Genomic DNA, 25629 nt, shown 5'->3' with positions numbered 1-25629 from the left:
ATAACGCCCAAATTTAGCGCGGAAAGCCGCGCAGCGGTTTGACGTCGCAGCCAGCGCAGTTTGCTGGCGTTAATATTTGTTTGTTAGCAACTTGATTAGTAAAAGCCTGATTCATACTGCTAACGCCTTACTCAACCGATGCGTTAGCGGTCGGCTTTAGTAACTCGTTAGCCGAACTCTCGCCAATTGTGACTTTTACACCTGATGAATACTTCTGATTAAACCAAAGTAGCTTATCTACTGGAAAGTTACTAAAAGTGAGTTTTGTGTCTGATTCCCAGACTATTTTTAAGCTCTCTGGCTTACCATCCAGCCCAAATATACCGTTAAACTCTTTCTCAGTATCTACATCAACAATATTTACGCCAGTTTGCCAGTTCGTTGTTGCCCCGCAATCCGAATAGCCTAGCTTCGCAATTTTTTTACCGTTTGGAGAAGGGAATTCTGCTACCTTGGTATAAGAACAGATTGATGCTCCTTCAATACCCAGAAGATCCATTCCGTAACCAATACTCTTAAATCCAAGCCAAACAAAAAATAAAACTGCCCCAAGATTCCAGACAGCCTTTTTAACTTTTACAACGATACTCATGCAATTCCTTGTGTATGGCTAACGCCCCAAGCAGGGGCAATAACACGTAGGCTAAAATACGGAACGAAGTGACGGGAGCCTACGTGTTAGTGTCCCGCTGACTTGGCTTGTTAGGTTTTTTGCTTGTAGAGATACCAGTATTTATGGCTTCCTGTCACTGGGACTAAGAAAAATAACCCCGTAGCGCTATCAACATAATGCATTACCAAACCATCAGCAGTTTTAGCAACTGCATATGATTTCCAGTTTTGTGCTATGACACCATCTTGGTTTACAAACTCATTGTTCTCAATGATCAGTGAACCTTGCTCGCAATAGAAGTCTTTGTTTCTTTTTGACAAAGTAGACTCGACTACTGCTCCACCTTCAGAGTTAGCGATAATTCGTAAGCTTTCATGCAACGGATCGAGGATAAACTCAATAGAGTTGAGGTCTTGCTTCTCTTTAGAGCCAGGAATAATTAGCCAAGCCAAATTTAAACCACTTTCCCCTTTGGGATTTATAGCTATATTTTCATACTTCCCAGATATATCAGGGCACCCATTACCATTAGGTTTGGGTATTTTTGCCCATTCATTTGGAAACTCTTGATTTGAGTTTGATGTGCACCCTGCAATTAGCAGTAATAAAAATGTAATTGAATGCTTCATACTTCCCTGAAAACCTAACGCTTATTCAAAGGCAAAACGCCCGCAAGTCGGAAGTTTTTTTGCCTTCTTTCCTGATTTTTACGCATACCAAATTAATGCCGAAGTACCTATTTTTCAACCGGTTTTTTCGAATGAATTAAAAGCCAACCGGACAAATTATGTACTTGCTGTACGCGAGTTGTTCGCAATTTTACTCGTGGTGGTTTGATGGGTATTTCACCAGTGGTTTTGGGCTGTATTGAGGCCATGTAAGGCAATGTCGATCAGCATTTGTCTGCATTGGTAGCCACACTGCTTTGTGGGCGTTAGGGCCCAACCACTGCGGTTGAAGTCCGTGGCGCTACCTGGTAACAAACGAATGCAATTTGGCTGTCATTAAAAACATAGGTCCATCCACCTCCGCCATCGCTGAATAAAAAAAGCGGCACCGGGCCGCTTCTTTTGGAGTGGGTTGGTTAGGCAATAATGCTGTCTTTCGAGTTGGACGACTCGGTCGTCAGCACGTCAACCTGCTGCTCAAAGGCGTTTTTGCGGGTGGCGCTTTTAATAGGCGGCACTGTTGGCATTTCGTCAAACACCCAGCCGTCACCGTCAATCATGGCCTGGCGGCGGCCAGGGGAGGCCACGGTCAGCACCTTTTTGCCCTGGTGTTCGTCGCGGGCTTTGGTGTCAATTTGCCAGCCTTTTTCTTCAATCAGTTTGCGCCGTGCCATCCGGAAGGTGCTCATAAACTTGTCCGACTTCACCGACACCTCATTGGCCAGGGTTTCTGGCAGGTAATAAGGTTGTGATTCCTGCACTATGGCCGCGTCTTCCAAAAGAATGGTTTTCAGCCGCTTCAGCGAGCCTTTGTCAAACAGACCAATTTTAAAGAAGCTACGGAACTGCCAGGCAAAGGTGCGGGTGGTGTGTTCGTCCACCGGGGTGTTGGCGTCGAACATCACAATATGCCACCCGGGGCGAATGTCGATTTGAATGCGCACCACCATGCCGGGTAAATGCCATTCCGGGTGCACTTTGGTTTCCTGCTTGTCTTTGCGTAAAAAGTTACGCCAGCCCAAAAAACCGCCTTTCAGTTGGGGCGGGTACATCACATTGGTCGATTTCGCCCACCATTCGTACTTTTCGACGTTTTCAATGAAGTTGTCTTCCGCCGTGCTGGGGTAACCAAACACCGGGTGCACAAAAGAGGCGTGCGCAATGTCGATGCCATTTTCCACCACGCGGGAGGCTTCGGCTTTCCAGGTAAATTCGGTTTTCAGACCGCGCCAGTTGGCTTCGTCGCCAAACTCAGGCAGCGGGGGAATAGGGAAGCGCTCTTCGGCCGGTAAATCCCCCATAAAAACCCAGATCATGCCGTATTTTTCTTCAACATCATAAGCGTCTACTTTAAAGCGCTTTGGCACCTGAAAACTGTCGCCTTCAGACGGGATTTTCTGGCATTTACCGCTGCCGTTGTAATGCCAGCCATGGTAAGGACAAACCACACAATCGCGTTTTTCACTGACCCAACCGCCAGATAAAGAGCCGCCACGGTGCAGACAAACGTCGGCCAGGCACTTTACTTTGCCTTCCAGATCGCGGAATAACACCAGATTCTGACCCAGCAATTTGGTTTTTACCGGCTTGTCTTTCACGGTGTCGGACCATTCCGCAACATACCAAAGGTTCTTTAACATGGCCGCTCTTCCTTTAATTTTTGAAATTGTTTTAAGCTACGTTCAATGTTGGTGCCTGGATCTGCCATTGGTTGAGTATTCCTGCAGCACCACTCTGCGTTGTACAGAGAATGTTGCTGGCTTACTCAGCACAAGCGACAACTAACCCCATGTGTTGCTTACAGATTTTACGAATACAGACCTGACTATCAAGTTAATGACTTAATGATATGTCATTTAAGTTGAATTTAGCAAAATTTTTGGCACTATGGTAGTCAGAACTACAACCCGAAGCTAAACCCGGCAGGGAATGTCAGTGCTTTGACTTGGGTTGAAGCCGCCGTCAGGCAAGCTGTGGGTCTAGGTAATAAACCTGAGGTTAGAGATGTCAGAATTTAAAATTTGGGAATGTCAGGTGTGTGCCTGGGTGTATGACGAAGCTAAAGGTTGCCCGGAAGAGGGCTTAGCACCTGGTACCCGTTGGCAAGACATTCCGGACGACTGGACCTGCCCTGAATGTGGCGTCGGCAAAGCCGATTTTGACATGGTGGCTATCAGCCCGTCGGCCAGCAGCGCGGTAACCGCCGCTGACCCGGCTGCAACTGCAGCGGCCGGGCTGGAATACAGCATTTGGGAATGCCAGGTGTGCAGTTGGGTGTATGACGAATCCAAAGGCTGGCCGGACGACGGTATAGCGCCGGGCACCCGCTGGCGGGACATTCCAGCCGACTGGTTATGCCCGGAATGCGGCGTCAGTAAAGCCGACTTTGATATGCGTGAAGTCAAACGCGTAGCAGTGACTACAGCGCTGGCTGCGGCGCAACAGGCTGCACCTGTCGTCGCCCCCATTGTCATTATTGGCAGCGGCCTGGCCGCCTACAACCTGGTTAAAGAAATTCGCAAGCTCGACAGCTCCAGTGCCATTGTGCTGTACACCAATGACGATGGCGCCTTTTATTCCAAACCTTTACTGTCGACCGGCTTTGCCAAAAACAAATCGGCCGCGGATCTGGTCAGTCAGAGCGCGGAGCAGATGGCAGAACAGTACCAGCTGCACATTCATGCCTTTAGCCAGGTTACCTCCATTGATACCCAGGCCAAAACCGTTCAGGTAGCAGGCAAAGCGGCGCAGCCTTACAGCAAGCTGGTACTGGCTACTGGCGCTAACTGCATTCAGCCGCCTCTAGCCGGCAGCGGCCTGGATAAAGTGCTGTCGGTCAATAATTTGCCCGACTACGGCAAATTCCGCGCTAAGGCCGAGGGCAAAAAGAAAATTCTGATTATTGGCGCCGGTTTAATTGGCTGCGAATACGCCAACGACCTGCTGCAAGCCGGTTTTCAGGTGGAGGTGGTCGACCCCATGCCAACAGTGTTGGCCAGCCTGCTGCCGCCGGAGGCATCTGACTCTGTCGAGCAGGCGCTGCGTGGGGCTGGCGCGCGTTTTCATTTCGGTACTGTGGTGCAGCAGGTGACCAGCGAACAGGATGGGGTGTTGGTGACGCTGAGTGATCACCAGCAGATAGCAGCTGATTTAGTCTTGTCGGCCATTGGGGTGCGGCCCAATACCGAACTGGCCAAAGCGGCTGGCATTGCCACAGACCGTGGCATTATCACCGACAGACGGCTGCAAACCAGCGCGCCTGACGTGTACGCCATTGGCGACTGTGCTCAGGTAGAAAACCTGGTGCTGTACTACATACTGCCAATGATGGCGCAAGTGCGGGCCTTAGCCAAAACCCTGCATGGCGAGCCAACCCAGGTGCAGTACGGTGCTATGCCGGTGATGGTGAAAACCACCTTATTCCCTGTGGTGGTCAACCCGCCGCCAAGGCTGGCCGACGGCCGTTTGGCGCCAGGCGAATGGGTGATAGAACAGGCGTCCAGTCAAGGGGTCAAAGCTATATACCGCCAGGGGGATCAGTTGTTGGGCTTTGCGCTCACCGGCAATCAGGTGAGTGCTAAAGCGGTCTTGGAACGGCAATGCCCGCCGCTGTTGGTTTAGTAGTGCTTGTTAACTACGGCACGGGGTAAATTTTCCCCGTGCTATCGCGTCCTTACGGCCCCTTCAATCTCGCTGGCAAAAACCTGTAAATCACCGAGCTGATGGCAATCACATACACCGACAGCAAAAGATGGCCCATTACATTGAGCGGGTCGGGCGGGCATTCATTTTTTAGTGCGGAGCAGTAGAGGATATCCACCAAAAATGGAGTAAACACGCCCAGAATAAAAATGACTTTGTAACTCGCAGAAGCTTCTTTCTTTAAAAGAATGACAAGCGCTAAGATCAACAGAACGGGAATTCCAATTATCAGTGTGGCAGCCATCAACTTTATCCTTGTTGTTCATTACCAATGAGTTATAACTTCACCCTTTGTTAGGGGCTCGCTTCAGGTAGTTGGCTTGCCAGCATCGACTACAAACACAACTGCATTCGCGATCACTAAGGTTTGGGCCGTTGTTTCTAAAGCAGCGTCCAGGTCTTTCTTTAAAAAGTCCGCTAAATGTTCACTGAACAGCTTTAAATCCTGAGCACCATTGGTTTGGTAGCGGTGGGCAAAATCAACACAAGCTGCCGAGTCTGTTGCCTTTTGTTCCAGGCAAGTTGCAGCCACAACAGACAGCGTTGCAATGTTATGACGCAGGGCGTCCCAGTTGAGTTCTTGTTTGGCTTTACTTGCGCATGCCGTAAGAGACACTGAACACAATAAAACAAGACCAAGGTTAAACTTCATGTTCGATTTGCCTCCTGGCAACATCATCTGGCGAAGCTGAAAGATTCGCAAGCCGGTGGTTTGTTTTTTCCATCATAAGGTTAGTGCATCACCCTAATAGGTTTGTCCCTGATTTTCAATATTTTTAACAGAGGGTTACCGCTATCAGACGGCGGCAATCTCATAGTCAAACTCGTAAAAATGCTTGCCGTTTTCTACCTTGATCTGCATTTTTCCTCTAAGCCCAGTCAGTTCACCAGCGCCTGAATCAGGCACTACTTCAAGCAACAAGGTGCTTTGGCCTTTATTTATAGTGCCAAAGTGCTGCAGCACAAAACTGCGTTTTTTTCCTTGGTTCGGCAGAATGTGAGGGGTGAATGAGAAAAATAGAATGGATACCCTGCTGCAGAACAGCCGGAATGCCAACTGAGTTGTCAGCTTAAGTGCACGTCAGCGAAACTCCAGGCTGGAAAAGCCGGCGGTCAGTTGTTGCAGCTGGCCGCTTTGCAAAAACTGTTTCGCCCGGTCGTCTTGTTTTAAGTAGGCGGCTAAAAAGGCGGTCGAGCTGGCGTTGAGCATGGTCAGGGCGTCGTGCTGCGGTGTGGCTTCACGTTCAGGCCGGCAAATCAGGTTGCCCAGGTAATGGTCGGCACCTTGGGTGACCAGCAGGTAATTATGGCCGGGCTGGGCGCTGTCGAAGGCCATTTTATGCAGCTGCCATTGTGGGAAGAAGTAGTTGTCAATGTCCCAGCTACCTGTACTGTTGAAGGTGGGAGTGGCCAGTTGCTGCCAGCTTTGTTCGGTGATTTCATCAAACATAGGGCCCGGTGGCGACAGCGCCACTATGGCTTTTACCCGTGGCTCTTTGTAGTAGTGATAGCTGTTGTCCTCGCCGTTCAGCGTACCGGCACCGCCAAACTGCTGAGCACTGAAAGCCCCAAAGGAATGGCCGGCCACTGCAATCTGTTGCAGGTTGGTTTTGTCTTTCAGCGCCGGCAGCACCTGTTCCAGCTGGTCAAAGTTGTCCAGTAAATAGCGCAGGTCTTTCACCCGGTTTTCGATCAGACCAAAGTTGCCGTAGCGCATGCTGTTAACAATGCCACTGACTCTGGAGCAGCAGTCCAGGTGGTTAGGGGCCACTACCACATAACCGTGGCTGACCCAGAACTTTATAACTGTGTCGTACTTGTCCTTGGAGGACCAGTTGCCATGAGAAAATAGCACCAGCGGGTAACGCCCGTTTTGCTCGGGGTAAAAAATGCTGAGCTCCAACTCTCGCTGTTCTGCGTTGGCAGGCAACAGCAGGTTGCGTTCGGTCAGCACTTTCAGTTCACCTTGCTGTAAATAAGGAATGTGCACGAACTGGCCGGGGTCTGCCCTCAGTGGTGTGGCTGGTGGGAGCACAGGCTCACTGCACGCCGCCAGAAAAACAGTCAGAGTCAGGGCAAACAGAGTGGTGTGCATAAGGCTACTCATGGGCTGAACCGGGGTGGGGCAGCAGCTCAAGCTGCGACTGCACAAAAGCAGCCGTATCTTTTGCGGCCTGCTGCGGGTTTTCCAGCGGGATCACATGGCCTATGCCTGGGTAAATAATGCTGTGCACCGCTTTGCTGGCGGTTAGCTTTTGCTGAAACAATGTCACATGCTCCACTGGTAATTGCGGGTTCTGTTCACCCCACATCAACAGCACAGGGGCAGTAATCTTGGCCAGCAGCGGCGAAATATCAGCTTTTTCGTAAGCGCGCATTCTGTGGTACTCGGCCATGCGGTTACCTTCGCGACGGTACATATCAAAAAACTCTGTGAGTAATTCAGGCGTGACCAGGCTGTCATCCACAATGGGCGCTTTTAAGAAGCTCTCAAATAAAGCCTTGGGTAACAGGTAGAACATAAAACCACCCCAGGCAGGCAGCTCTTTGTCCATGTATTTATTCGAAGTTTTCGGCATGCCGGGCGCATTGATCAGCACCAGGCTTTGCGTGCGCTCCGGGTGCATGGCGGCAAAGGTGTAGGCAATACCAGCACCGGTTGAGGAGCCGATAATACTGGCCTGATCAATGTTCAGGTGGTCCAGCAGGCCGGTCAGCAGGGCGGCTCCGCGTTCACGGGAGTAATCATCAGTGGGGTCCGGGCCTGTCAGGCCGTGGCTGGTTAAATCAAAACGAAGCAAGGTGAAGCGGTTGCTCAGCTGCTCTACCCAGGGCTGCCACTGGCGCATAGTGAAAAAATGCGAGTGGATCAGTACCAACACCGGACCCTGACCTTCCACTTTGTAACGCAGGTTGACGTTGTCAATCATCACCCGCTGCAGCTTGTCACCGCCGTAGCGCCTTTCCAGCTCCTCCACCGGCAAATCGCGGTAGGCAATAAGCACCCAAAGCAAATAACCAGCCGTCAGCAGCAACAGCAACTGCAGCGGCAATAGCAGCAAACGGCGCAGGCTCATGCCAGGACCTGCTGCCGGTTCACGGCTGCGGTGGCGCTGACATGCAGATGGCTGGCGATCAGGCTCAGCGCAAAGACTACTTCAGCCAGGTTACCGGCCATAAAACCCCATTTTTGTCCTGCCGTGGCACCATTGACGATAAAGATAAAAACGGCGCCGAGAAACAGCACCTTCCAGCCGCTTTTGCGCCACACATAACCGGCAAGCAGGATGGTGAACAGATTGGTCAGGATGGTCGCCACAGGGGCAGAGCCATGGGCGTTTGACATCCGCCGCACCCCAAACTGGCTGTTTTCTACCAGTTGTAAGCCCCAGAGCTCCTGGCTGATACCATAGGCCAGCGCCCCCAGTGTCATCGCAGCGCACACCATCAGAAACAACCTGCTTTGCCCAAGCGCAAGGCCGCTGTCACGAATAATGGACCAGGTAAACAAGGTTAAAAAGGGCAAGGACAGCACATGGAAATAAAAGCGCGCCATGCTGACGCCGTAAAACCAGGGCTGCTCAATCAACCAATAGCCACTGGCGATCACCAGGTTGTCATATGCCATACCGCCCAGCAGTACCGCAAGAAACAACAGTCGCCACTGGCTACCGCCCGCGTTACCGGCGGGCGTACTGAGCACATAAAAAAGCAGCGCCAGATCGAACATGGCAATGGTAAAATTTAACAGCGAAAGCATCGCAGTGGACCCTTAATAGTGTGGCTGAGTAGCCCCATTAAAAAACAACTGCCGTTTGCTTTCAAGATAAATGTTATATTGCTATGTCATTTTGTCTTTCTTTGCCACTGTTGGCTGACAGCAGGCACTGTCAGGTGAAATCTGCGGCGCTGTGCCGCTCAGGCACTTGCTCATGCGGCTCACCCCAATTGCGGTTGACTTTCACACCACGTTTCACCGCAGGCCGCTCGTCAATCAGACGGGCCCAACGTTGCAGGTTGGGGTAGCCCTGCACATCAAGAAACTCTGCTGCGTTATACAAACGGCCCAGCACCAGCGCACCGTACCAGGGCCAAATGGCCATATCGGCAATACTGTAGTGCTCACCGGCTATGTAAGTGCGCTGTGCCAGCAGCTTATCCAGCACGTCCAGCTGACGTTTGGTTTCCATGGCATAGCGGTTGATCGGGTACTCGTATTTTTCCGGCGCATACGCATAAAAATGACCAAACCCACCCCCGACAAAAGGCGCACTGCCCATTTGCCAGAACAGCCAGTTCATCACTTCGGTGCGTTCAGCCAGCTCAGCCGGTAAAAAGGCGTTAAACTTTTGCGCCAGATACAGCAGGATGGAGCCGGATTCAAACAAACGGATACCAGTGTCTTCATCAACTAAGGCCGGAATTTTGCTGTTGGGGTTTACCTCAACAAAACCGCTGCTGAACTGATCTCCTTCGCGGATATTCACCAACCAGGCGTCATACTCCGCTGCGCTGATGCCAAGCTCCAGCAATTCTTCCAGCATGACGGTCACTTTAACCCCATTGGGGGTCGCCAGAGAATACAGCTGCAAAGCATGTTTGCCTTTCGGGCGGTCTTTCTGGTGGGTGGCTCCGGATACAGGACGGTTGATGGCGGCAAAGGCGCCGCCGTTGGCCTGATCCCAGTGCCAGACTTTGGGCGGTTGATAACTGCTCATGGTTTTTCCTTGGTTTATGGGAGATGGTTTTACTATGGGTGTTGGCGTGGACCGATACAAGTGCCTTGCTGTGGCAACGCGCAGTTATTAGACTGTCGGTTTTTTTTGAGGCTACCAGATGCAATTGTCGGCGGATAAAAGTTCGGTGAAATGGAGTGCGGCCCTGACGACCTTTCCCCAACAATTAGTTCAGTACGCTGGTCAGCTGGAGCAGATAGATTTATCCGACAACCTGCTGTCAGACTTGCCTGAAGAACTATCCTGTTTTGTCAGATTAAAACGGTTATTTCTGACCAATAATCAATTTCGCCAGATCCCGGCGGTGCTTGCCCAATGCCCGCAGCTGGAAATGATCAGCTTTAAAGGCAATGGCCTGACTGAATTTGCCGAAGGCGTGCTGCCGGATTCTATACGCTGGCTGATCCTGACCGACAACCAGCTGACAGCGTTACCGGCAGATATGGGCCGTTATCGGCAGCTCCAAAAGGTGGCTCTGGCCGCTAACCGGCTGCGGGCGTTACCAGAATCGATGCAAGACTGTACTTCTGTGGCATTGCTGCGGCTTTCATTAAACCGTCTGACCACCGTACCGGACTGGCTGTTTCAGTTGCCGAAGCTTGCCTGGTTATCTGTGGGAGCCAATCCGGCTTGTTTTGCCAGGCCCCCTGTGCAGAACCTGCTGCCAGACCATCAGGCTGAGCGCTATACACAGCTCGACTTATTGGGACAAGGTGCTTCAGGCCTGATTTACCGGGTGCGGGATCAATACGATGGATCTGAGTGGGCCCTGAAACAATTTAAGGGCCGTATCACCACGGACGGCTGTCCGGAAGAGGAACTGTGGAACTCAGTGCGGTGCTCCGGCCATGCCAACTTAATTCCGCTGCGTGCTGAAGTGAGGTTCGAGGATACCACTGCTTTGGTGATGCAGTTGATCCCGCCAGGGTTCAGACCCCTTGGTTTGGTGCCAAGTTTCAGCAGCATCAGCCGGGATTGTTATGCCGCAGGTTTTACGCTCAGCCGCAGCCAGCTGCTGAAAGTGGCTCTGCAGGTCGCTGCGACTATGGCACATTTGCATCATCACGCTGTCTGCCATGGCGATTTGTACGCCCACAATATGCTGGTTGATCCAGACTATCAGCTGTATCTGGGCGATTTTGGCGCTGCTACAGCCCTGGACAACCTGACTCCGTTGCAGCAGCAGGCGTTTAAAGCACTGGATATCCGGGCCTTTGGTTATTTGCTGCAGGACTTACGGCTGCATTGCACTGATCCTGTGCAGGGCAGTGACCCGCTGTGGCAGCTAGAAGTTGCATGCCTGCAGCATGCTGTTCAGCAGCGGCCGGATTTCGCTTGGATTGAACGACACTTATCAGTCCGTCAGAAATAATTCAGCAAGCAGGGCTTTTCAAATTGCAGATTTTATCGTATTTTTCAAATTAGTTTGTCCGACCACTCGTTGCGTCGCTTTATAACGCAGGATCAACAGCATATACGATGAAAGCTGCCATACTGAGTTTGCTACGAGCGGTGTATTAATTTCTATTTGAGGTGACTATGTCCGGTTTCATGAGTTCTGTTGATCAACGTACCAATATTGTTGGCCAAAACCGACTGGAGCTGCTGATGTTCAGATTACAGGGCAGCCAACCTTACGGCATCAATGTGTTTAAGGTGCGCGAAGTCATTCAATGCCCTGAACTGTCCGGGTTACCCGGCGCCAACCCCAATGTGCGGGGTATCGCCCATTTACGCGGTGTACCCGTGACTGTGATTGATTTAAGCCAGGCCACTGGCGGCAAACGTATTGAGGATTTATCCCACGCTTTTATTCTGGTCACCGAATACAACCGTAACACTCAGGGCTTTTTGGTTGGTGGCGTGGACCGCATAGTGAATGTCAATTGGGAACAAATTCTGCCGCCACCTCATGGCGCCGGTAAATCACATTACCTGACTGCGGTCACAGAGGTGGACAAAAAGCTGGTGCAAATCATCGATGTGGAAAAAGTTTTTTCCGAGATTTCGCCTGTGGATGAAACTGTCAGTGAGTCGGTGAAAGAAAAGTCGAAGGATTTAGCGGTGCAAAACCTGACCGTGCTGGTGGCAGATGACTCTGCTGTGGCCCGTAATCAGGTAAAACGCGCCTTGTCCACTGTCGGCATTCATGTTGAAACCGTGAATGACGGCCGTATGGCGCTTGACTGGCTAAAAGCCAAAGCCAATGAACTGGGTGGCGATATTGCGCAGGCTGTGCCTTTAATGATTTCGGATATTGAAATGCCGGAAATGGACGGTTACACGCTGACCGCCGAAGTCAAAAAGGACGACCAGCTCAAACATATCCATATCATTCTGCACTCCTCGTTAAGCGGCGTCTTTAACGAGGCTATGGTACGCAAAGTTGGCGCTGACCAGTTTATTGCCAAATTTCACCCCGATGAACTGGTGTCCGCGGTGCAAAAATGGATGCGTGCCGGATAACAGAAAAAAGCCGATTGGCAGCCGCGTGTTCTCTGCTATCATGCCAGGTTCCAAAGGGGACTGGGTCCTCTGAAACAGATAAGTGGACGGCATGATTAACTATTTTCGTGTATTAGGCGTGAAAGCAAACGCCACGGAAGACGAAATCAAAAAAGCCTATAAACGGCTGTCAAACAAGTACCACCCGGATAAACTGCGCGATGCCTCTGAAGTCGAACTTGAGCAGGCTGCTGCGCAGTTACAGCGGGTGAAAGAAGCCTATGATGTGCTGTCGGATGCAAAAAAGCGCGCCGCTTTTATCAAAGATTTAAACAATGTGATAGTGACCGACCCGGCCGCAGCGATGAAAGAGCTGTGGGACAGTTATTACCCGGCGCCTTGAGGTTTGTATGAAAAAATTTAACAGCGAACGTTTGGCTCAGCTCAAAGCCGATGCCTTTGAAAATATTGAATCCTACAGCGACCCTGAAACCCCGAAAGCGCTGGAACAATTTACTGCTCAGATGAAAAAGGTGCTGCTGGCAGACCCTGAGATGCTGCACTCTGTGCCTGAATACCTGCCTGTGGCTTTGTATGGCAAAGTGAAATTCAGCCCGCAGGCCAAACTGCAATGGGCCGCCTGGCTGAAAGCCGGTACAGTGCCGGACTGGGAGCAGTTCAAAACCACTGTGGCTTTTGGCAACGCCGATCTGCCGCTGGTCAAAGCAGTGCGGGCGCTGAATGAGCAACTGCTGATTGAAGCTGTTGCAGTGCTCTATATGCTGACCTTTCAGGCCACTGTCGGGTCCGGCTTTGACGCCGCCCGCGATAGGATGGACGACGAAGACGACAGGGACGACCTCGGTTTTGTTCCGGACTCGGACGAAGATGAGGACGAGGATGAACCGGGTTACGACGATGCCTATGATGAAATTCGCTTTGACCGGGAAGGGCGCTGATGAACAACTTAATTGAAATTACCGTGGCCGAAATTAAAGAACTGGCTGTGGTGGAACCTAAACAGGCCAGCAAAAAATTTGATCTGATCGCCAACACCATGTCAGACGAGCAACTGGTGGAAGTAATTGAGCAGATCGATATTGTGACGCTGACCCAAATCAACTCCCAACATGATTTGTCTTTTCCTTCGATTATTTCTGAACTGATGACGCCGGAAAAAATCCGCGACATCGTCAGTCAGCAGCCACTGTATTGGGAAGAGAAAATTAAAAATAATGCCGATGAGCTGAAACAACACACCTTTGATTTTCTGACCTATTTAATCCGCACCCAGGACAGTGAAGAAAAACAAACCGAAATTCTTGAAGCCATTGCCGAAGATCCGGCAGGGCTGTTTTATCTCTGTATTCCGTTTATCGAGTTGTATCGCGGTGAACAGGATGAAGAGGACGATGAAGTACACGACCTGCTGCACGAAGAAGAACAGGATCTGGAAGAAGCGCTGAGCTACAGCGAACGCACCACGGCCGAGCAGGTGCACGGCCTGGGTTTTGATGATCCACGCAGTTTATTGGCTCTGATTTTCCAGTTATCACCCAGCACAGGGGATGCCATTAAGAACCTCATTCGCAATGAAAACTCCGGCTGGGAGAACATTATCAATAAGTTTGCCGCTGAGCTGGTGATGCAGGCGAAAGAGAAAAACCAGGCGACAGAACAATACGACGAAGTGGACGATATGTTCAGCTTCCTCGACTAAGGATTGGGTTTCAGATGCAGTTAGTACTTCGCAATCAGCAAGGGCCTTTTTTAACCCAGGTGATCCGGCAAGGACTGGCACAGGGGCAGTTGTCAGCAGAGGAACTGGAGCAAATCAAAAGCAAAGCGGTGCTGATGAGCCTGAAATTTGCTGATAAGTTTTACAATAAATACAAAATGCATTTGCTGGAACAGGCCTCCTTTGATGTGATTGGGGTTGCCAGCCTCGGTCTGGCGGAACTGGCTCAACAGCAGCATGACAAAGCGCTGGCCGTACTGCAGAGTCCGGACGGTGTGGTGAAATCCTTCCAAAAGGGCTGGACCTTATTGGCTCAAGCCACTATTGCCCAGCCAAACCGGCGCTCGCTTTACGGTGACGTGGACGAACAGCTGCTGCAGGACTTATCCAGTCCGCCGGATGCTGAAGAATGGGAAGGATTGGCGCAGTATCAGCAGGCCCGGCTGGAGTCGTTACGCCGCAATGCCATTTCGGTGGTGAAACAGCAGTTTTATGCCCAGAGTCAACTCGATCCTTTTGAACACTTCAGTGTCGAAGACATGATTGCCGAAGTGGTGCTGTACCGCTTGTTTACGGGGGGGGATAAAGTGCGGCAGGACTTAAAAAAACGCCTGCGTCAACTGGAGTTAAAAGACAGTTGGTCCGAGTCCGCAGTGCTGCAACTGCAGACCGAGCAGGTGCTGTTGATGTTACCTACTGGTTACGACGAGGCGGTACGGGCTGAGCTGGGAGCAAATTTTATTGATGCGCTCAAGCGCACTGTCGAATTTGCCCGCAAGTACCAGAAACTGGCGCTGGAGCAGGCGTCACCGGAAAAGCTGGACGCCTTTGAACACAGACATGGGCTGGCACAACCACTGCTTGGCTGGCCACAGTACATTGAGCTTTAACTGATTTCTTTTCGACTTGCAGCAGGTGCGGCACAGTGCTGTTGTACCTGCTGCCACCAGCTGACATGCAGCCGTAACTGGTGTTTTAGTTCCTGCATTGGCTGTTCAACCCGCTGCTGCAATGCAGGCCACAACGCAGTCTGTTGATACAACGCCGTCAGCAAAGGCCAGAATTGCTGATAAGCGCCATCCAGTTCCGCCAGCGGCTGTTGAATACGCTGAATAAACACCTGACTCAGCACATTCCTAAGCTTTTCTGTGTTGCCATGGCTTTTCCCGGCCGGGCAAAATTGCTGCACAGGCACCGCGTTTAGACCGGCCTGAGTGGTGTGCAGTGCGGACAAATGCCAGTACAGGCTGCGTAACCAGCGGCTGAAATAGCCGGATTGGTACAACAAGGCCAGGGGGGCTTCGACATGACGCTGGTTCAGCTGACCCCAGTCCTGTGAAAGCAGCAGTTGCCGGATGGCCAGTAATTGCTGCAGCGCTTGCAGGCTTTCAGTGAGGCCCGGCTGGCCACGCAGAGGCAGGCCTTCTGCTGCGGGTTGCCATTGCTGACGTAACGTCGGGTCTGTCAGCAGCAGGTTGTGCCATAAGGCGGGTAAGTCCTGTTGTTTGATCAGGCTGATCTGCCTGAGTTGTTCAGTGAGTTCCGTACTCAGTGAGCCAGAAAGAAGACAGGGCTTCACCTGCTGCATAAACGCCACTTCGTAAGCAAAACGCTGACTGATCGTCTGCACTTTGCCCAAACTGCTGTTACGCTCGCCGACCAACTGGTCCAGGCCACAGGAACGCAGCGCCAGCAGATCAAGCAAACTGAGTTGCTGTTCAGTGACAGGGTGGCGTAAGGCGCTGATGGCAGGTAAAGCAGGTCGTGCTGTGGTCGCCAGCTCTGGAAACTGTGCGCCAGTGATCCGGCTTAGCCGGGCCTGATAGTCCTGCCAGACTTTCTGGGTGGGTTCAGTGCAGCTGTATTGGCTGGCCAGCAGTATCAGTAGCAGCAAGCGCCATCGTGTCATTTTCCAGAACCTTCAGCCGTCTTTTAAGGATCAGTGCCAGCAGTACTGCTGCGACGGTCAGCCCGATAATAATACCGATCCAGAAACCATGAGCACCCATTTTTGGCACCAGAATGTCGGTCAGGCCCAGCAGCGTACCTAAACCAAAGCCTATAGGCCAGTAGGCAACAAAGGTAATGTAAAAAACCGGCTTGGTGTACTTCAGGCCGCGCAGTGCACAGGCGCAGACCACCTGCACCGCATCGGACAGCTGATAAAAACAGGCCAGCACCAGAATAGAGGCTGCAATATGAATCACCGCCGGATCAGTACTGTACAAAGAGGCCACAAAAAAGCGGGCGACGAAGGTCAGGGTGGCGATGCCCACCGCCATCAGCATCGCCAGTTGCACAGCGGTACTGACGGCCTTTTTCAGTTCTTTGACATCACGTGAACCGACCAAATGGCCAACCCGAATGGTGGTAGCCAAACCCATCGACATTGGGAGCATAAATACCAAGGCGCTGTAGTTATTGGCAATTTGATGCCCGGACACCACTATGGCGCCCAAATGCACTATCAACAACGGAATACAGGAAAACAGCGTGACTTCAAAAAACAACGAAAAGGCAATAGGGGTGCCTATGGCGATAATCTGCCAGAGCTCCTTTTTGCAAGGCTGCAAACTCGGAGGACGAACCATATAGCGTTTGCTGCTGCGGCTACGCAGTGCATAAGTCAGCATGGCGCAGAACATGGCGCAGTGCACCAGGGCTGTGGCCAGACCACAACCGGCGCCACCTAAGGCTGGCATGCCCAAATGGCCGTAAATGAATACATAGTTGGCCGGTATATTCACCAGCAAACCGACAAAGGCAATCCACATAGTCGCTTTGGTATTGCCTATGCCTTCGAATAAATTGCGCAGCACCATATAACCGGCCAGCGGGTAAATGCCAAAACTGACGTAGTGCAGATAATCCACCGCTTTTTGCCGCACTTCGTCTTCCATTTGCAGATACGACAGTGGTGCTCCGATAAATTGCATCGCAATCATCAATAGGGTGGCGAGGAAACCCGCCAGATAAGCCCCTTGCAGGGTGGTGGCCGGAATAGCCTGATGCTGACGGGCGCCAAAGTGCTGGGCAATGATCGGCGTTAACGCCAGTAATAAGCCCTGAAAGGTCAGAATAATGGGCAGCCAGATGGCAGAAGCCACTGCAATAGCCGCCATATCTAAAGCGCCAACCCGGCCAGCCATCAGCGTATCAATGACATACATCATGGTTTGGGTCAGTTGTGCCAGAACAATAGGACCGGATAATTTCAGAATGGTTTTGGCTTCAAAGCGGGAAAAAGGTAGCATGATGACTCCAGAAAAATCGCCGCCACCTTACCACAACAGAGGCTTTATGTTTACCGGAATAGTGCAGCGCCAGGTTCAGGTGCAACAAGTTCACGACCAGGGGCAATTCCGCCAGCTGAAGTTAACTGTGCCGACAGAATTGTTGTCGCAGTTAGAGCGGGGGGCCAGTATCGCCATCAATGGCACTTGCCTGACGGCGACAGACTTCGATGCCACGGCTGGCTGGGTGCAATTTGATGTGATAGATGAAACGCTGCAAAAGACTAATCTTGGTGCACTGACCCAAGGCAGTTGGGTGAATTTTGAGCGTTCATTGAGTTTTGGCCGCGAAATAGGCGGTCATCTGGTCTCAGGCCATGTACACGGCACTGTCGCTATCCGGGCTGTTGAGAAACAAGACTTGAATTGCCGCATTGAACTGGAACTACCCGCGGCATTCCGGCCCTATGTGTTGAGCAAAGGTTTTATTGCGGTGGATGGTATTAGCCTGACAGTAGGCGACGTGACAGACCATAGTTTCTACTTGCATCTGATCCCGGAGACTTTGTCCGTGACCACACTAGGTAAGCGCCAGTCGGGAGACCTGGTGAATATTGAACTGGACCAGCAAACCATCACCATTGTTGACACGGTCGAACGGGTGCTGGCGCAGCGCGGCTGAGCCAGCCGCTCCAACCTCAGTAGTACTGCTCGTCTTCGGCGTCAACAAATACCTGCACTTTGTGCCTTAACTCATCAATATGGGTTTGCACATGAATAGGATTGCAGCAATTGCTGCAATCTTCCACATCGTCCTGGTCGCCACCACTGGCGTCAATAGTCACACTGGTTGGCTGACCACAAAACGGGCAAAGAATAGTCTTGTTGATAAGTTGCATAAAGGCCTCCGGCACAACATTACACACCTTTTCAGTTTAGAGGCTTCTGACGAAAGTTCAGACTTTCTGCTTGGTGTAAAGGGGAACGCAGTGCTACTATGCGGCCCGCAGGGCTTTATTGACGGCTAAGTTGTGCACCATATGATTTTTCGTAGAAGTCATCAACTGGCACGCGCGGCTGCATCAATCCTGCACCACCTTCAACTCCAACTGACCCTTGGTATGGGCCAGCACTGTAAGGAAAAACAGCATGCCTGTTATTACTCTGCCTGATGGCAGCCAACGCTCGTACGATGCCCCGTTATCCGTGATGGATGTCGCCAAAGACATAGGTCCGGGTTTAGCCAAAGCCACTATTGCCGGCAAGCTGGACGGTGTGCTGGTGGATGCCTGTGAAACCATCGACCGCGACGTTAAACTGAATATTATTACCAGCAAAGATCAGGAAGGCCTGGAAATTATCCGCCACTCCTGCGCGCACTTGTTGGGTCATGCCATTAAACAGCTGTGGCCACACGTCAAAATGGCGATTGGTCCTGTGATTGACAATGGCTTTTATTACGACGTGGATTTAGACCGTCCAATCAGTGCCGAAGATTTAGCGGCGTTGGAAGAGCGGATGCTGCAGCTGGCCAAGACTGAATACGATGTGGTGAAGAAAAAAGTCAGCTGGCAAGAAGCTTACGATACCTTCGCCGCCCGTGGCGAAAGCTACAAGATGGAAATTCTGACGGAAAATGTCGCCAAAGACGACAAGCCAGGTTTATACCATCACGAAGAATACATCGATATGTGCCGTGGCCCTCACGTGCCAAATATGCGTTTTTGCCAACACTTCAAAATTATGAAAGTGGCTGGTGCTTACTGGCGTGGCGATGCCAAAAACAAAATGCTGCAACGTGTTTATGGCACCGCCTGGGCGGACAAAAAACAGCTGGCAGCCTATTTACTGCAGCTGGAAGAAGCGGAAAAACGCGACCACCGCAAAATCGGTAAACAGTTAGGTCTGTTCCACTGGCAGGAAGAAGCACCAGGTATGGTGTTCTGGCACAACGACGGCTGGACTATCTTCCGGGAGCTGGAAAGTTTTGTCCGTGAAAAGCTGGTGGAGTACGATTACCAGGAAGTGAAAGGTCCATTTATGATGGACAAAGTGCTGTGGGAGAAATCCGGTCACTGGGAAAAATATGCGGAAAACATGTTTGTCACCAGCTCAGAAAACCGTGACTACGCCATCAAGCCAATGAACTGCCCTGGTCACGTGCAAATCTTTAACCAGGGCCTGAAATCCTACCGCGATTTACCGCTGCGGATGGCGGAATTTGGGTGCTGTCACCGCAATGAGCCGTCCGGTGGTTTGCACGGTCTGATGCGGGTGCGTGGTTTCACTCAGGATGACGCGCATATCTTCTGTACCGAAGAACAGGTGCAGGCCGAAGTGGCCAACTGTATCAGGATGGTGTTTGACGTGTACGGCACTTTTGGCTTTAAAGACGTCAAAGTGAAGCTGTCGACCCGTCCGGAAAAACGCATTGGCTCGGATGAAATCTGGCATAAAGCTGAACAAGCCCTGGCTGAAGCCCTGGAAAGTAACGGCATTGCGTATGATCTGCAGCCTGGCGAAGGCGCGTTTTACGGCCCGAAAATCGAATTTACCTTGCATGACTGTTTAGGCCGGGCCTGGCAGTGTGGCACAGTGCAGCTCGACTTTGCGTTACCAGGTCGTTTGGGCGCGAGCTTTGTCGCTGAAGGTAATGACCGTCAGGTGCCTGTGATGATCCACCGCGCTATCCTGGGTTCACTGGAGCGTTTCATCGGTATTCTGATTGAAGAGTACGCCGGTTTCTTCCCGGCCTGGTTGGCGCCAACTCAGGTTGTGGTGATGAATATTACCGATAATCAGGCCGAATACGCCCAACAATTGGTAAAAACATTCAAATCTCATGGCATTAGAGCAACTTCTGACTTGAGAAATGAGAAGATTGGCTTTAAAATCCGCGAGCACACGCTCCAGCGTGTTCCTTATTTGGTGGTAGTCGGCGACAAAGAAGTCGAATCCGGCGATTTAGCCTTAAGAACACGTAAGGGCGAAGACCTTGGAAAAATGTCTGTTGAGGCCTTTGTAGCCAAGCTGACAGAAGAAATTAAAAACCGGGTCTGATTTGTTTAATTCTTGGAGGAACATACCATTAAAGTAGGAAAGAAACCCGTACCAACAAACCGTCCTAACCGGATTAACGAAGAAATCAGTGTACGAGAAGTACGTCTGATCGGGTTTGAAGGTGAGCAATTAGGTGTTGTCAGTACCAACGAAGCGATTCGACTGGCAGAAGAAGCAGGGTGTGATCTGGTTGAAATCAGCCCAACTGCCGAACCACCTGTTTGTAAGTTGATGGACTATGGTAAGTTCCTGTTCGAAAAGGGCAAAGCCCTGAAAGAACAGAAGAAGAAACAAAAGCAGATCCAGATTAAAGAAATTAAGTTCCGTCCAGGAACTGATGAAGGCGATTACCAGGTAAAACTACGCAACCTGCGTCGCTTCATTGAAGAGGGCGACAAAGCCAAAGTCACACTGCGTTACCGTGGTCGTGAAATGGCGCATCTGGACATCGGTATTGAGGTTCTGAACCGGATCAAAGAAGACATGGCAGACATTGCTGTTTGTGAGTCTTTCCCGAGTAAGGTAGAGGGACGTCAGATGATCATGATGCTGGCCCCAAATAAGAAGTAATAAGGCTTTCAAGTATGTAAAGACGCCGCTTGAAAGAGTGGCGTTTTTTATCGCCTTATTATTCGTTGTCACTAAACAATGCGAGTTAGTAAACTATGCCAAAGATGAAAAACAACAAAGGTGCTGCAAAGCGCTTTAAGAAAACCGGCTCAGGCGGTTTTAAACGTAAACAATCACATCTTCGCCACATCCTGACGAAGAAATCTTCTAAGCGTAAGCGCCACTTAGGTCCAAAAACCTTAGTTGCCAAAGTTGACGTGAACAGCGTTGCACGTTGTCTGCCATACGCATAAGCCATTAGGAGATTTTAAATGCCAAGAGTAAAACGTGGTGTGACCGCTCGCGCGCGTCATAAGAAGGTTTTAGCGCAAGCTAAAGGTTATTACGGTGCCCGTAGCCGTGTTTATCGTGTTGCCTTCCAGGCAGTGATCAAAGCGGGTCAGTACGCTTACCGTGACCGTCGTCAACGTAAACGTCAATTCCGTCAGCTGTGGATCGCGCGTATCAACGCTGCTTCCCGTCAAAACGGTCTGTCTTACAGCCGCTTTATCGACGGTCTGAAACGTGCTTCTGTTGAGATCGATCGTAAGATCCTGGCCGATATCGCTGTATACGACAAAGGCGCTTTTGCTGCCTTAGTTGCTAAAGCGAAAGAAGCTTTAACTGCTTAATTCATTGAGCGAATTTTAAAAAGGCACCTTCGGGTGCTTTTTTTATGCCTGTCATTCAGCCCTGTATAGGCAGTGAAGTTAAGCTATGACATTGATTTTTAACAAGAGCTTGGCTTGTGCATCGCAATAGCTTATAACTAAGCACAAGGTTTAAAAATTCATCAGTTGAGTGGGTTATGCCAGAGGCTGTACTGCTATCCAAAGCCCAAGGGTTGATCTTCGGTTTGTTAGCCGGTGAAGTCACTGGCGCCGCATTGGAAAACCTGACAGATACAGAACGGGCCTTGCGCCTCGGTGGTAGTCTGGATGAACTGTTGCTGCAAAACAGCTGGAACACCCAACCAGGGCAGGTTACAGACAGTGGGGAGCTGGCTTTATTGTTATGCCGTTTGCTGGCGCACTATGGAGATTATCAGGAAGAGGGGGCCTGGCAGGCGTACGAATACTGGCTGCGGACTGAGCCTTTCGCTGTTCCTGAAGAATTGAAACAGGCACTGCTGGGGCGGCAGAGCGAAGACTCATTTGCACCTACGCCTCTGGCCCGGATTGCCCCTATTGCGCTGGCTGTTCCACATTATTCATTACCTCAACTGGCCGCCTGGGCCATGGCCGACACGGCACTGACTCACCCGAATCTGCTGAATCAGCAAGTGACGGGGTTGTATGTGATGGCGCTTGGCCATTTGTTGGAAAATGACTGCAGCGCGGATGAACTGTACCAACAAATCAAAGACTGGGCACTGCAGCTGAAAGTGGACAAGCTGATAATCCGGGCCATCGATCAGGCTCTGTTTATGCCGCCAAAAGATTTTTATACTGACGACCATCCGATACTGGTCAGCTTGCAGAATGCACTTTGGCAGTTGTTGTATGCGGCTGACTGGCTGGATGGCATTTACGATACCATTCGCCGGGGCGGGGACACGGCAGATAATGCCGCCGTAGCAGGTGCGTTGTTAGGCGCCTGCTACGGCGTGAATGAAATTCCTGAGCCGCTGGTTCAGGCGATCAGCAATTGCCGGCCACTGAAAGGTCAGTTTGGTGTTCGTCGGCCACGGCCTGAGTGTTGTTGGGCCACCGAAGTTGGTTATTTGACTGAGCAGATACTGGCAGGTGTAAAAAAACCGGCGTAGCCGGTTTTTCTGGAGGCATTAGCCTTTGTGGCTGCGGTTATTTTCGCATTCCGCTTTATCGACACACTCGCCATAGAGGTACAGGCTGTGGTGGGTCAGTTTGATACCATTTTTTTCGGCAATTTCTAACTGTTTGCGTTCAATATCATCGTCTTCAAATTCAATGACTTTACCGCAGCTCAGACACACCAGGTGATCGTGGTGGTCCATTTTGCTCAGTTCAAACACCGATTTCCCACCTTCAAAATGGTGTCTGGTGACTATACCCGCATCGTCGAATTGGTTTAACACACGATATACAGTGGCCAGACCAATGTCTTCACCCAGGTCGAGCAGGATCTTGTATACATCTTCCGCGCTGATATGTTGATGGTTTGGATCCTGCAGAATATCCAAAATCTTAACCCGTGGCAGTGTAACTTTAAGACCGGCTTTACGCAGTTCCGTATTGTGATCTGACATTGAATGTCCCGTTCTTGCTTCAATTTCAAATGATTATAAGGGCATTGCCTTAAGAAGCAAACTGTTAATGGGCAGAACGCAGCAGACAAACGGCAGTTCGGGGTATAGAATTGCGACAACAGGTCATACCAGAGAGGACTTTATGCGTTGGGCATTTAAACCCGCAGTGATGCGGCACTTACTGAACTTCTGGCCACCGTTTTTCTTTTGTGGCATTCGGGTTGAAGAACTGTCGGAGGATTACCGTTATTGCAAGGTGGTGCTGAAAAACCGGCCCTGGACCCGTAATATCAACAGCAGCCAGTTTGGTGGCTCCATGTTTGCGATGACCGACCCTATTTATCCTTTGATGCTGATGGGAGCTTTGGGTAAAGAATACATCGTTTGGGATAAACAGGCCGACATTAACTACATCACACCAGGGCGCAGCAAGCTCTGTGCTGAGTTTGTACTGACAGATGCCCAACTGGATGAAGTGAAAGAAAAAACCGCCGCGGGAGAAAAGTACTTTCCTGAATTTGTTGTGCATGTCAAAGATGCGAAGCAGCAACTGGTTTGTGAAGTGAACCGCAAAGTGTATATCCGGAAAAAACCAAAGTACCGTGCAGCAGAGCAGGATCTCTGACCCCAAAAAAGTAAAAAAGCCGGGGATCCCCGGCTTTTTTTGCTTATAACGCTTCCAGCTCTTTTAAGCTGAGCTCGTCATAAATTTGTTTACACCATTGTTTGACACGCTGTTCGGTCAATTCTGGCTGACGGTCTTCATCAATCCCTAAACCGACAAAGTGATCGTTGTCCGCCAAGGCTTTGGAGGCAACAAAATTGTAGCCTTTGGTTGGCCAGTGACCGACGATGATGGCACCTTTAGGTTCAATAATGTCTCTTAAGGTCCCCATCGCATCAAGGAAGTATTCGGCGTAGTCTTCCTGATCACCACAACCAAAAATAGCGACAAGTTTATTCTCGAAATCAATGTTTTCCAGCTCAGGGAAAAAATCGTCCCAGTCGCACTGGGCTTCGCCGTAATACCAGGTCGGAATACCAAATAACAACAAATCGTAGCTGGCAATTTGTTCTTTGGTGCTCTTTGCAATATCGAACACATCAAATAACTGTTTACCCAGCTCTTTTTGAATCATCTTGGCGATATGTTCGGTGTTACCGGTATCGCTGCCAAAAAATATACCTACAGTAGCCATAAGCTCAGCCTTTTACTTCAGTTGCGCCTGACGCAACGCTTGTTCTAAAACCAACTCTATATAGGCGCTCCGGGTCATCTGCTGCGCTTCTGCGCTCTGACACAACTGCTGGTACAGTTGCTCCGACACTTTGCACTCTATACGTTTTAAACCTTTAGTCCGATCGCGTTTGATTTGATTGCGTTTATTCAGTTTGACCTGTTCTTCGCGTGGCAGCGGGTTGGTCCGTGGCCGGCCAGGTCTTTTGTCATGCGCAAACAAATCAATGGTTGTGCGATCGGTGGCAATTTTCGCCATGAACGCACCTTACTCTGCTAAGAAATATTCGATAATCAGTTTGGCTACAAAGACTGCAGGTGACAAAAACAGCACCAGCCAGACAAAAAACTTACCAAAACGGGGTGCTTTACTCTTCTTAAGCACATCCCATATCGCCATCACGATAAAGAGATACAAAGCACCTACACCCAGCACTAAACCCAGGGTTTCAAACTGTTCAATACTCATACTGCAGCTGGCCCGAAAAAAATTGCGCGCACTATAGCACAAATTAGTTGGGAATTAGTTGCATTAAGTCAATAAAAAATCATTGACCAGTCTTGCAAAAGCCGCTGGCTTTTCGGCATGCAACCAGTGACCTGTGCCCATAATCACTTTGGCTTTGGCCTGAGGGAAAAGTGTGCTGATCACGCCTTGGTGCTCACTGAGTAAATAATCTGAATCGCCGCCTTTGATAAAGAGTGCAGGGCCGGGGTAAGGACCTGTCGCGGCAGGTGGCTGCAGAATATCATCGTAGCAGGACTGCAGCACATCCAGATTAAAACGCCAGGCAAAACCTGTTGCGGCTTTTTGCAGGCTTTTCAGCAAAAAAGCACGAACTCCAGCCTCTGCAATATGCGCCGTCAGCAGCTGATCGGCCTGCTGCCTGCTTTGCACATTGGCTGTTGCGACGGCCGACAAACCGGCAAAAATAGCCTGATGACGCGGTTTATTCTGCACTGGCGAAATATCGGCCAGAATTAGCTTGCTGACCAGATGGGGCCTGGATAAAGCCAGTTGCATCGCCACTTTGCCGCCCATGGAATGGCCCAAAACGACCACCTGCTCAATGCCATGCTGAGCCAGGGTTTCGGCGACGTCATCCGCCATGGCAGGGTAATTCATTTCATCGCTCCAGCCAGAGCGGCCATGATTACGTAAATCCATGCTGATCACCTGACAGGATTCCAGCTGTCGGGCAATGACGCCAAGATTTTCATAACTGCCAAATAAACCATGCAACAGCAACACAGCTTGACCCTGACCGGAGATCTCGGTATGTAATAGCATCTGGGATCCTTCTGATTGAATTGGCCACAGGTTAACAGATCCTGGCTATAGCGTCAGGACTGCCGGCTTT

Annotated in this window: 32 protein-coding genes; 14 read left to right on the top strand and 18 right to left on the bottom strand. The window is 50.6% G+C overall.

The window, feature by feature from the left end; genetic code table 11:
• Nucleotides 1-127 precede the first annotated feature (127 nt).
• The 3 genes from WKJ04_RS14625 to WKJ04_RS14615 all read right to left on the bottom strand — a co-directional run bounded on the left by WKJ04_RS14625 (nt 128) and on the right by WKJ04_RS14615 (nt 2921).
• On the bottom strand, nt 128-592 hold the full coding sequence (locus WKJ04_RS14625; RefSeq protein WP_337881087.1) for a hypothetical protein: 465 nt from the start codon (nt 590-592) through the stop codon (nt 128-130).
• Between the two features lie 110 nt (nt 593-702).
• The gene (locus WKJ04_RS14620; RefSeq protein ID WP_337881086.1) at nt 703-1242 is read right to left on the bottom strand and encodes a hypothetical protein; all 540 of its coding nucleotides are present in this window, start codon (nt 1240-1242) and stop codon (nt 703-705) included.
• 455 nt (nt 1243-1697) lie between these two features.
• Nucleotides 1698-2921: an aromatic ring-hydroxylating dioxygenase subunit alpha gene (locus WKJ04_RS14615; RefSeq protein WP_337881085.1), complete on the bottom strand. Its 1224-nt coding sequence runs from the start codon at nt 2919-2921 to the stop codon at nt 1698-1700.
• A 364-nt stretch (nt 2922-3285) separates the two neighbouring features.
• Here WKJ04_RS14615 and WKJ04_RS14610 point away from each other — a divergent pair, with 364 nt between their 5' ends.
• Nucleotides 3286-4902, top strand: coding sequence for an FAD-dependent oxidoreductase (locus WKJ04_RS14610; protein WP_337881084.1), 1617 nt, complete (start codon nt 3286-3288; stop codon nt 4900-4902).
• Nucleotides 4903-4954: 52 nt separating this feature from the next.
• Here the strand turns inward: WKJ04_RS14610 and WKJ04_RS14605 are convergent, their stop codons facing one another.
• The 7 genes from WKJ04_RS14605 to yghU form a co-directional block, all read right to left on the bottom strand.
• Entirely contained in the window at nt 4955-5227 is a 273-nt protein-coding gene (locus WKJ04_RS14605) for a hypothetical protein (RefSeq protein WP_337881083.1), read from the bottom strand.
• 63 nt (nt 5228-5290) lie between these two features.
• Nucleotides 5291-5635 (bottom strand): hypothetical protein, encoded by a 345-nt coding sequence (locus tag WKJ04_RS14600; RefSeq protein WP_337881082.1) that lies wholly within the window; start codon nt 5633-5635, stop codon nt 5291-5293.
• A 144-nt stretch (nt 5636-5779) separates the two neighbouring features.
• Entirely contained in the window at nt 5780-6040 is a 261-nt protein-coding gene (locus tag WKJ04_RS14595; RefSeq protein WP_337881081.1) for a DUF3224 domain-containing protein, read from the bottom strand.
• Between the two features lie 24 nt (nt 6041-6064).
• A complete protein-coding gene (locus WKJ04_RS14590) occupies nt 6065-7078 on the bottom strand; it encodes a hypothetical protein (protein ID WP_337881080.1) in 1014 nt (337 codons plus the stop codon).
• 4 nt (nt 7079-7082) lie between these two features.
• The gene (locus WKJ04_RS14585; RefSeq protein WP_337881079.1) at nt 7083-8060 is read right to left on the bottom strand and encodes an alpha/beta hydrolase; all 978 of its coding nucleotides are present in this window, start codon (nt 8058-8060) and stop codon (nt 7083-7085) included.
• Complete coding sequence (locus tag WKJ04_RS14580; RefSeq protein WP_337881078.1) at nt 8057-8743, bottom strand: hypothetical protein; 687 nt, start codon at nt 8741-8743, stop codon at nt 8057-8059. The genes WKJ04_RS14585 and WKJ04_RS14580 overlap by 4 nt, the downstream gene beginning before the upstream one ends.
• Nucleotides 8744-8873: 130 nt before the next feature.
• Nucleotides 8874-9701, bottom strand: a complete 828-nt coding sequence (yghU, locus tag WKJ04_RS14575) for a glutathione-dependent disulfide-bond oxidoreductase (RefSeq protein ID WP_337881077.1) — start codon at nt 9699-9701, stop codon at nt 8874-8876.
• Nucleotides 9702-9819: 118 nt separating this feature from the next.
• Between yghU and WKJ04_RS14570 the strand changes: the two genes are divergently transcribed.
• The 6 genes from WKJ04_RS14570 to WKJ04_RS14545 all read left to right on the top strand — a co-directional run bounded on the left by WKJ04_RS14570 (nt 9820) and on the right by WKJ04_RS14545 (nt 14792).
• Complete coding sequence (locus tag WKJ04_RS14570) at nt 9820-11091, top strand: protein kinase (RefSeq protein WP_337881076.1); 1272 nt, start codon at nt 9820-9822, stop codon at nt 11089-11091.
• A gap of 167 nt (nt 11092-11258) precedes the next feature.
• On the top strand, nt 11259-12185 hold the full coding sequence (locus tag WKJ04_RS14565) for a chemotaxis protein (protein ID WP_337881075.1): 927 nt from the start codon (nt 11259-11261) through the stop codon (nt 12183-12185).
• Nucleotides 12186-12276: 91 nt separating this feature from the next.
• Nucleotides 12277-12567, top strand: a complete 291-nt coding sequence (locus WKJ04_RS14560; protein WP_337841953.1) for a DnaJ domain-containing protein — start codon at nt 12277-12279, stop codon at nt 12565-12567.
• 7 nt (nt 12568-12574) lie between these two features.
• A complete protein-coding gene (locus tag WKJ04_RS14555) occupies nt 12575-13123 on the top strand; it encodes a hypothetical protein (protein WP_337881074.1) in 549 nt (182 codons plus the stop codon).
• Nucleotides 13123-13884 carry a hypothetical protein gene (locus WKJ04_RS14550; protein ID WP_337881073.1) on the top strand — a complete coding sequence of 254 codons (762 nt, stop codon included), beginning with the start codon at nt 13123-13125 and terminating at the stop codon, nt 13882-13884. The genes WKJ04_RS14555 and WKJ04_RS14550 overlap by 1 nt, the downstream gene beginning before the upstream one ends.
• 14 nt (nt 13885-13898) lie before the next feature.
• Nucleotides 13899-14792: a hypothetical protein gene (locus WKJ04_RS14545; protein WP_337881072.1), complete on the top strand. Its 894-nt coding sequence runs from the start codon at nt 13899-13901 to the stop codon at nt 14790-14792.
• Here WKJ04_RS14545 and WKJ04_RS14540 read toward each other — a convergent pair.
• Both WKJ04_RS14540 and WKJ04_RS14535 read right to left on the bottom strand, forming a co-directional pair.
• Nucleotides 14789-15811, bottom strand: coding sequence for a DUF3080 family protein (locus WKJ04_RS14540; RefSeq protein WP_337881071.1), 1023 nt, complete (start codon nt 15809-15811; stop codon nt 14789-14791). The genes WKJ04_RS14545 and WKJ04_RS14540 overlap by 4 nt on opposite strands.
• The gene (locus WKJ04_RS14535) at nt 15753-17156 is read right to left on the bottom strand and encodes an MATE family efflux transporter (RefSeq protein ID WP_337881070.1); all 1404 of its coding nucleotides are present in this window, start codon (nt 17154-17156) and stop codon (nt 15753-15755) included. The genes WKJ04_RS14540 and WKJ04_RS14535 overlap by 59 nt, the downstream gene beginning before the upstream one ends.
• On the opposite strand from WKJ04_RS14535, the gene WKJ04_RS14530 reads away from it, so the two are divergent.
• Nucleotides 17155-17817 carry a riboflavin synthase subunit alpha gene (locus tag WKJ04_RS14530; RefSeq protein ID WP_337881069.1) on the top strand — a complete coding sequence of 221 codons (663 nt, stop codon included), beginning with the start codon at nt 17155-17157 and terminating at the stop codon, nt 17815-17817. The two genes, WKJ04_RS14535 and WKJ04_RS14530, sit on opposite strands and share 2 nt — an antisense overlap.
• A gap of 16 nt (nt 17818-17833) precedes the next feature.
• Here WKJ04_RS14530 and WKJ04_RS14525 read toward each other — a convergent pair whose 3' ends face one another.
• Complete coding sequence (locus WKJ04_RS14525; protein ID WP_337881068.1) at nt 17834-18034, bottom strand: CPXCG motif-containing cysteine-rich protein; 201 nt, start codon at nt 18032-18034, stop codon at nt 17834-17836.
• A 250-nt stretch (nt 18035-18284) separates the two neighbouring features.
• Here WKJ04_RS14525 and thrS point away from each other — a divergent pair, with 250 nt between their 5' ends.
• From thrS to WKJ04_RS14500, 5 genes are all read left to right on the top strand, one after another.
• Nucleotides 18285-20195, top strand: coding sequence for a threonine--tRNA ligase (gene thrS, locus WKJ04_RS14520; RefSeq protein WP_337881067.1), 1911 nt, complete (start codon nt 18285-18287; stop codon nt 20193-20195).
• A 27-nt stretch (nt 20196-20222) separates the two neighbouring features.
• Entirely contained in the window at nt 20223-20765 is a 543-nt protein-coding gene (infC, locus tag WKJ04_RS14515; protein ID WP_337881088.1) for a translation initiation factor IF-3, read from the top strand.
• 95 nt (nt 20766-20860) lie between these two features.
• Nucleotides 20861-21058 (top strand): 50S ribosomal protein L35, encoded by a 198-nt coding sequence (gene rpmI / locus WKJ04_RS14510; RefSeq protein WP_337843532.1) that lies wholly within the window; start codon nt 20861-20863, stop codon nt 21056-21058.
• Nucleotides 21059-21076: 18 nt separating this feature from the next.
• A complete protein-coding gene (rplT, locus tag WKJ04_RS14505; RefSeq protein ID WP_337843531.1) occupies nt 21077-21436 on the top strand; it encodes a 50S ribosomal protein L20 in 360 nt (119 codons plus the stop codon).
• A gap of 176 nt (nt 21437-21612) precedes the next feature.
• Nucleotides 21613-22569: an ADP-ribosylglycohydrolase family protein gene (locus WKJ04_RS14500; RefSeq protein ID WP_337843530.1), complete on the top strand. Its 957-nt coding sequence runs from the start codon at nt 21613-21615 to the stop codon at nt 22567-22569.
• An 18-nt stretch (nt 22570-22587) separates the two neighbouring features.
• Here the strand turns inward: WKJ04_RS14500 and fur are convergent, their stop codons facing one another.
• A complete protein-coding gene (gene fur / locus WKJ04_RS14495; RefSeq protein ID WP_337843529.1) occupies nt 22588-23031 on the bottom strand; it encodes a ferric iron uptake transcriptional regulator in 444 nt (147 codons plus the stop codon).
• Nucleotides 23032-23173: 142 nt separating this feature from the next.
• Here fur and WKJ04_RS14490 point away from each other — a divergent pair, with 142 nt between their 5' ends.
• Nucleotides 23174-23656 carry a DUF4442 domain-containing protein gene (locus WKJ04_RS14490; protein WP_337843528.1) on the top strand — a complete coding sequence of 161 codons (483 nt, stop codon included), beginning with the start codon at nt 23174-23176 and terminating at the stop codon, nt 23654-23656.
• 43 nt (nt 23657-23699) lie between these two features.
• On the opposite strand, the gene fldA is transcribed toward WKJ04_RS14490, so the two are convergent.
• From fldA to WKJ04_RS14470, 4 genes are all read right to left on the bottom strand, one after another.
• Nucleotides 23700-24230, bottom strand: coding sequence for a flavodoxin FldA (fldA, locus tag WKJ04_RS14485; RefSeq protein ID WP_337843527.1), 531 nt, complete (start codon nt 24228-24230; stop codon nt 23700-23702).
• Between the two features lie 12 nt (nt 24231-24242).
• Nucleotides 24243-24527 (bottom strand): LexA regulated protein, encoded by a 285-nt coding sequence (ybfE, locus tag WKJ04_RS14480; protein ID WP_337843526.1) that lies wholly within the window; start codon nt 24525-24527, stop codon nt 24243-24245.
• 9 nt (nt 24528-24536) lie between these two features.
• A complete protein-coding gene (locus tag WKJ04_RS14475) occupies nt 24537-24737 on the bottom strand; it encodes a DUF2788 domain-containing protein (RefSeq protein ID WP_337843525.1) in 201 nt (66 codons plus the stop codon).
• Nucleotides 24738-24800: 63 nt separating this feature from the next.
• A complete protein-coding gene (locus WKJ04_RS14470; RefSeq protein ID WP_337881066.1) occupies nt 24801-25559 on the bottom strand; it encodes an alpha/beta fold hydrolase in 759 nt (252 codons plus the stop codon).
• Nucleotides 25560-25629: the final 70 nt, after the last annotated feature.

Origin of the sequence: Rheinheimera sp. (assembly GCF_037442345.1) — a bacterium.
Taxonomy (GTDB): domain Bacteria; phylum Pseudomonadota; class Gammaproteobacteria; order Enterobacterales; family Alteromonadaceae; genus Pararheinheimera.
The sequence above is the reverse complement of the archived record's forward strand: the minus strand, read 5'-3'. Positions and strand labels throughout refer to the sequence as shown.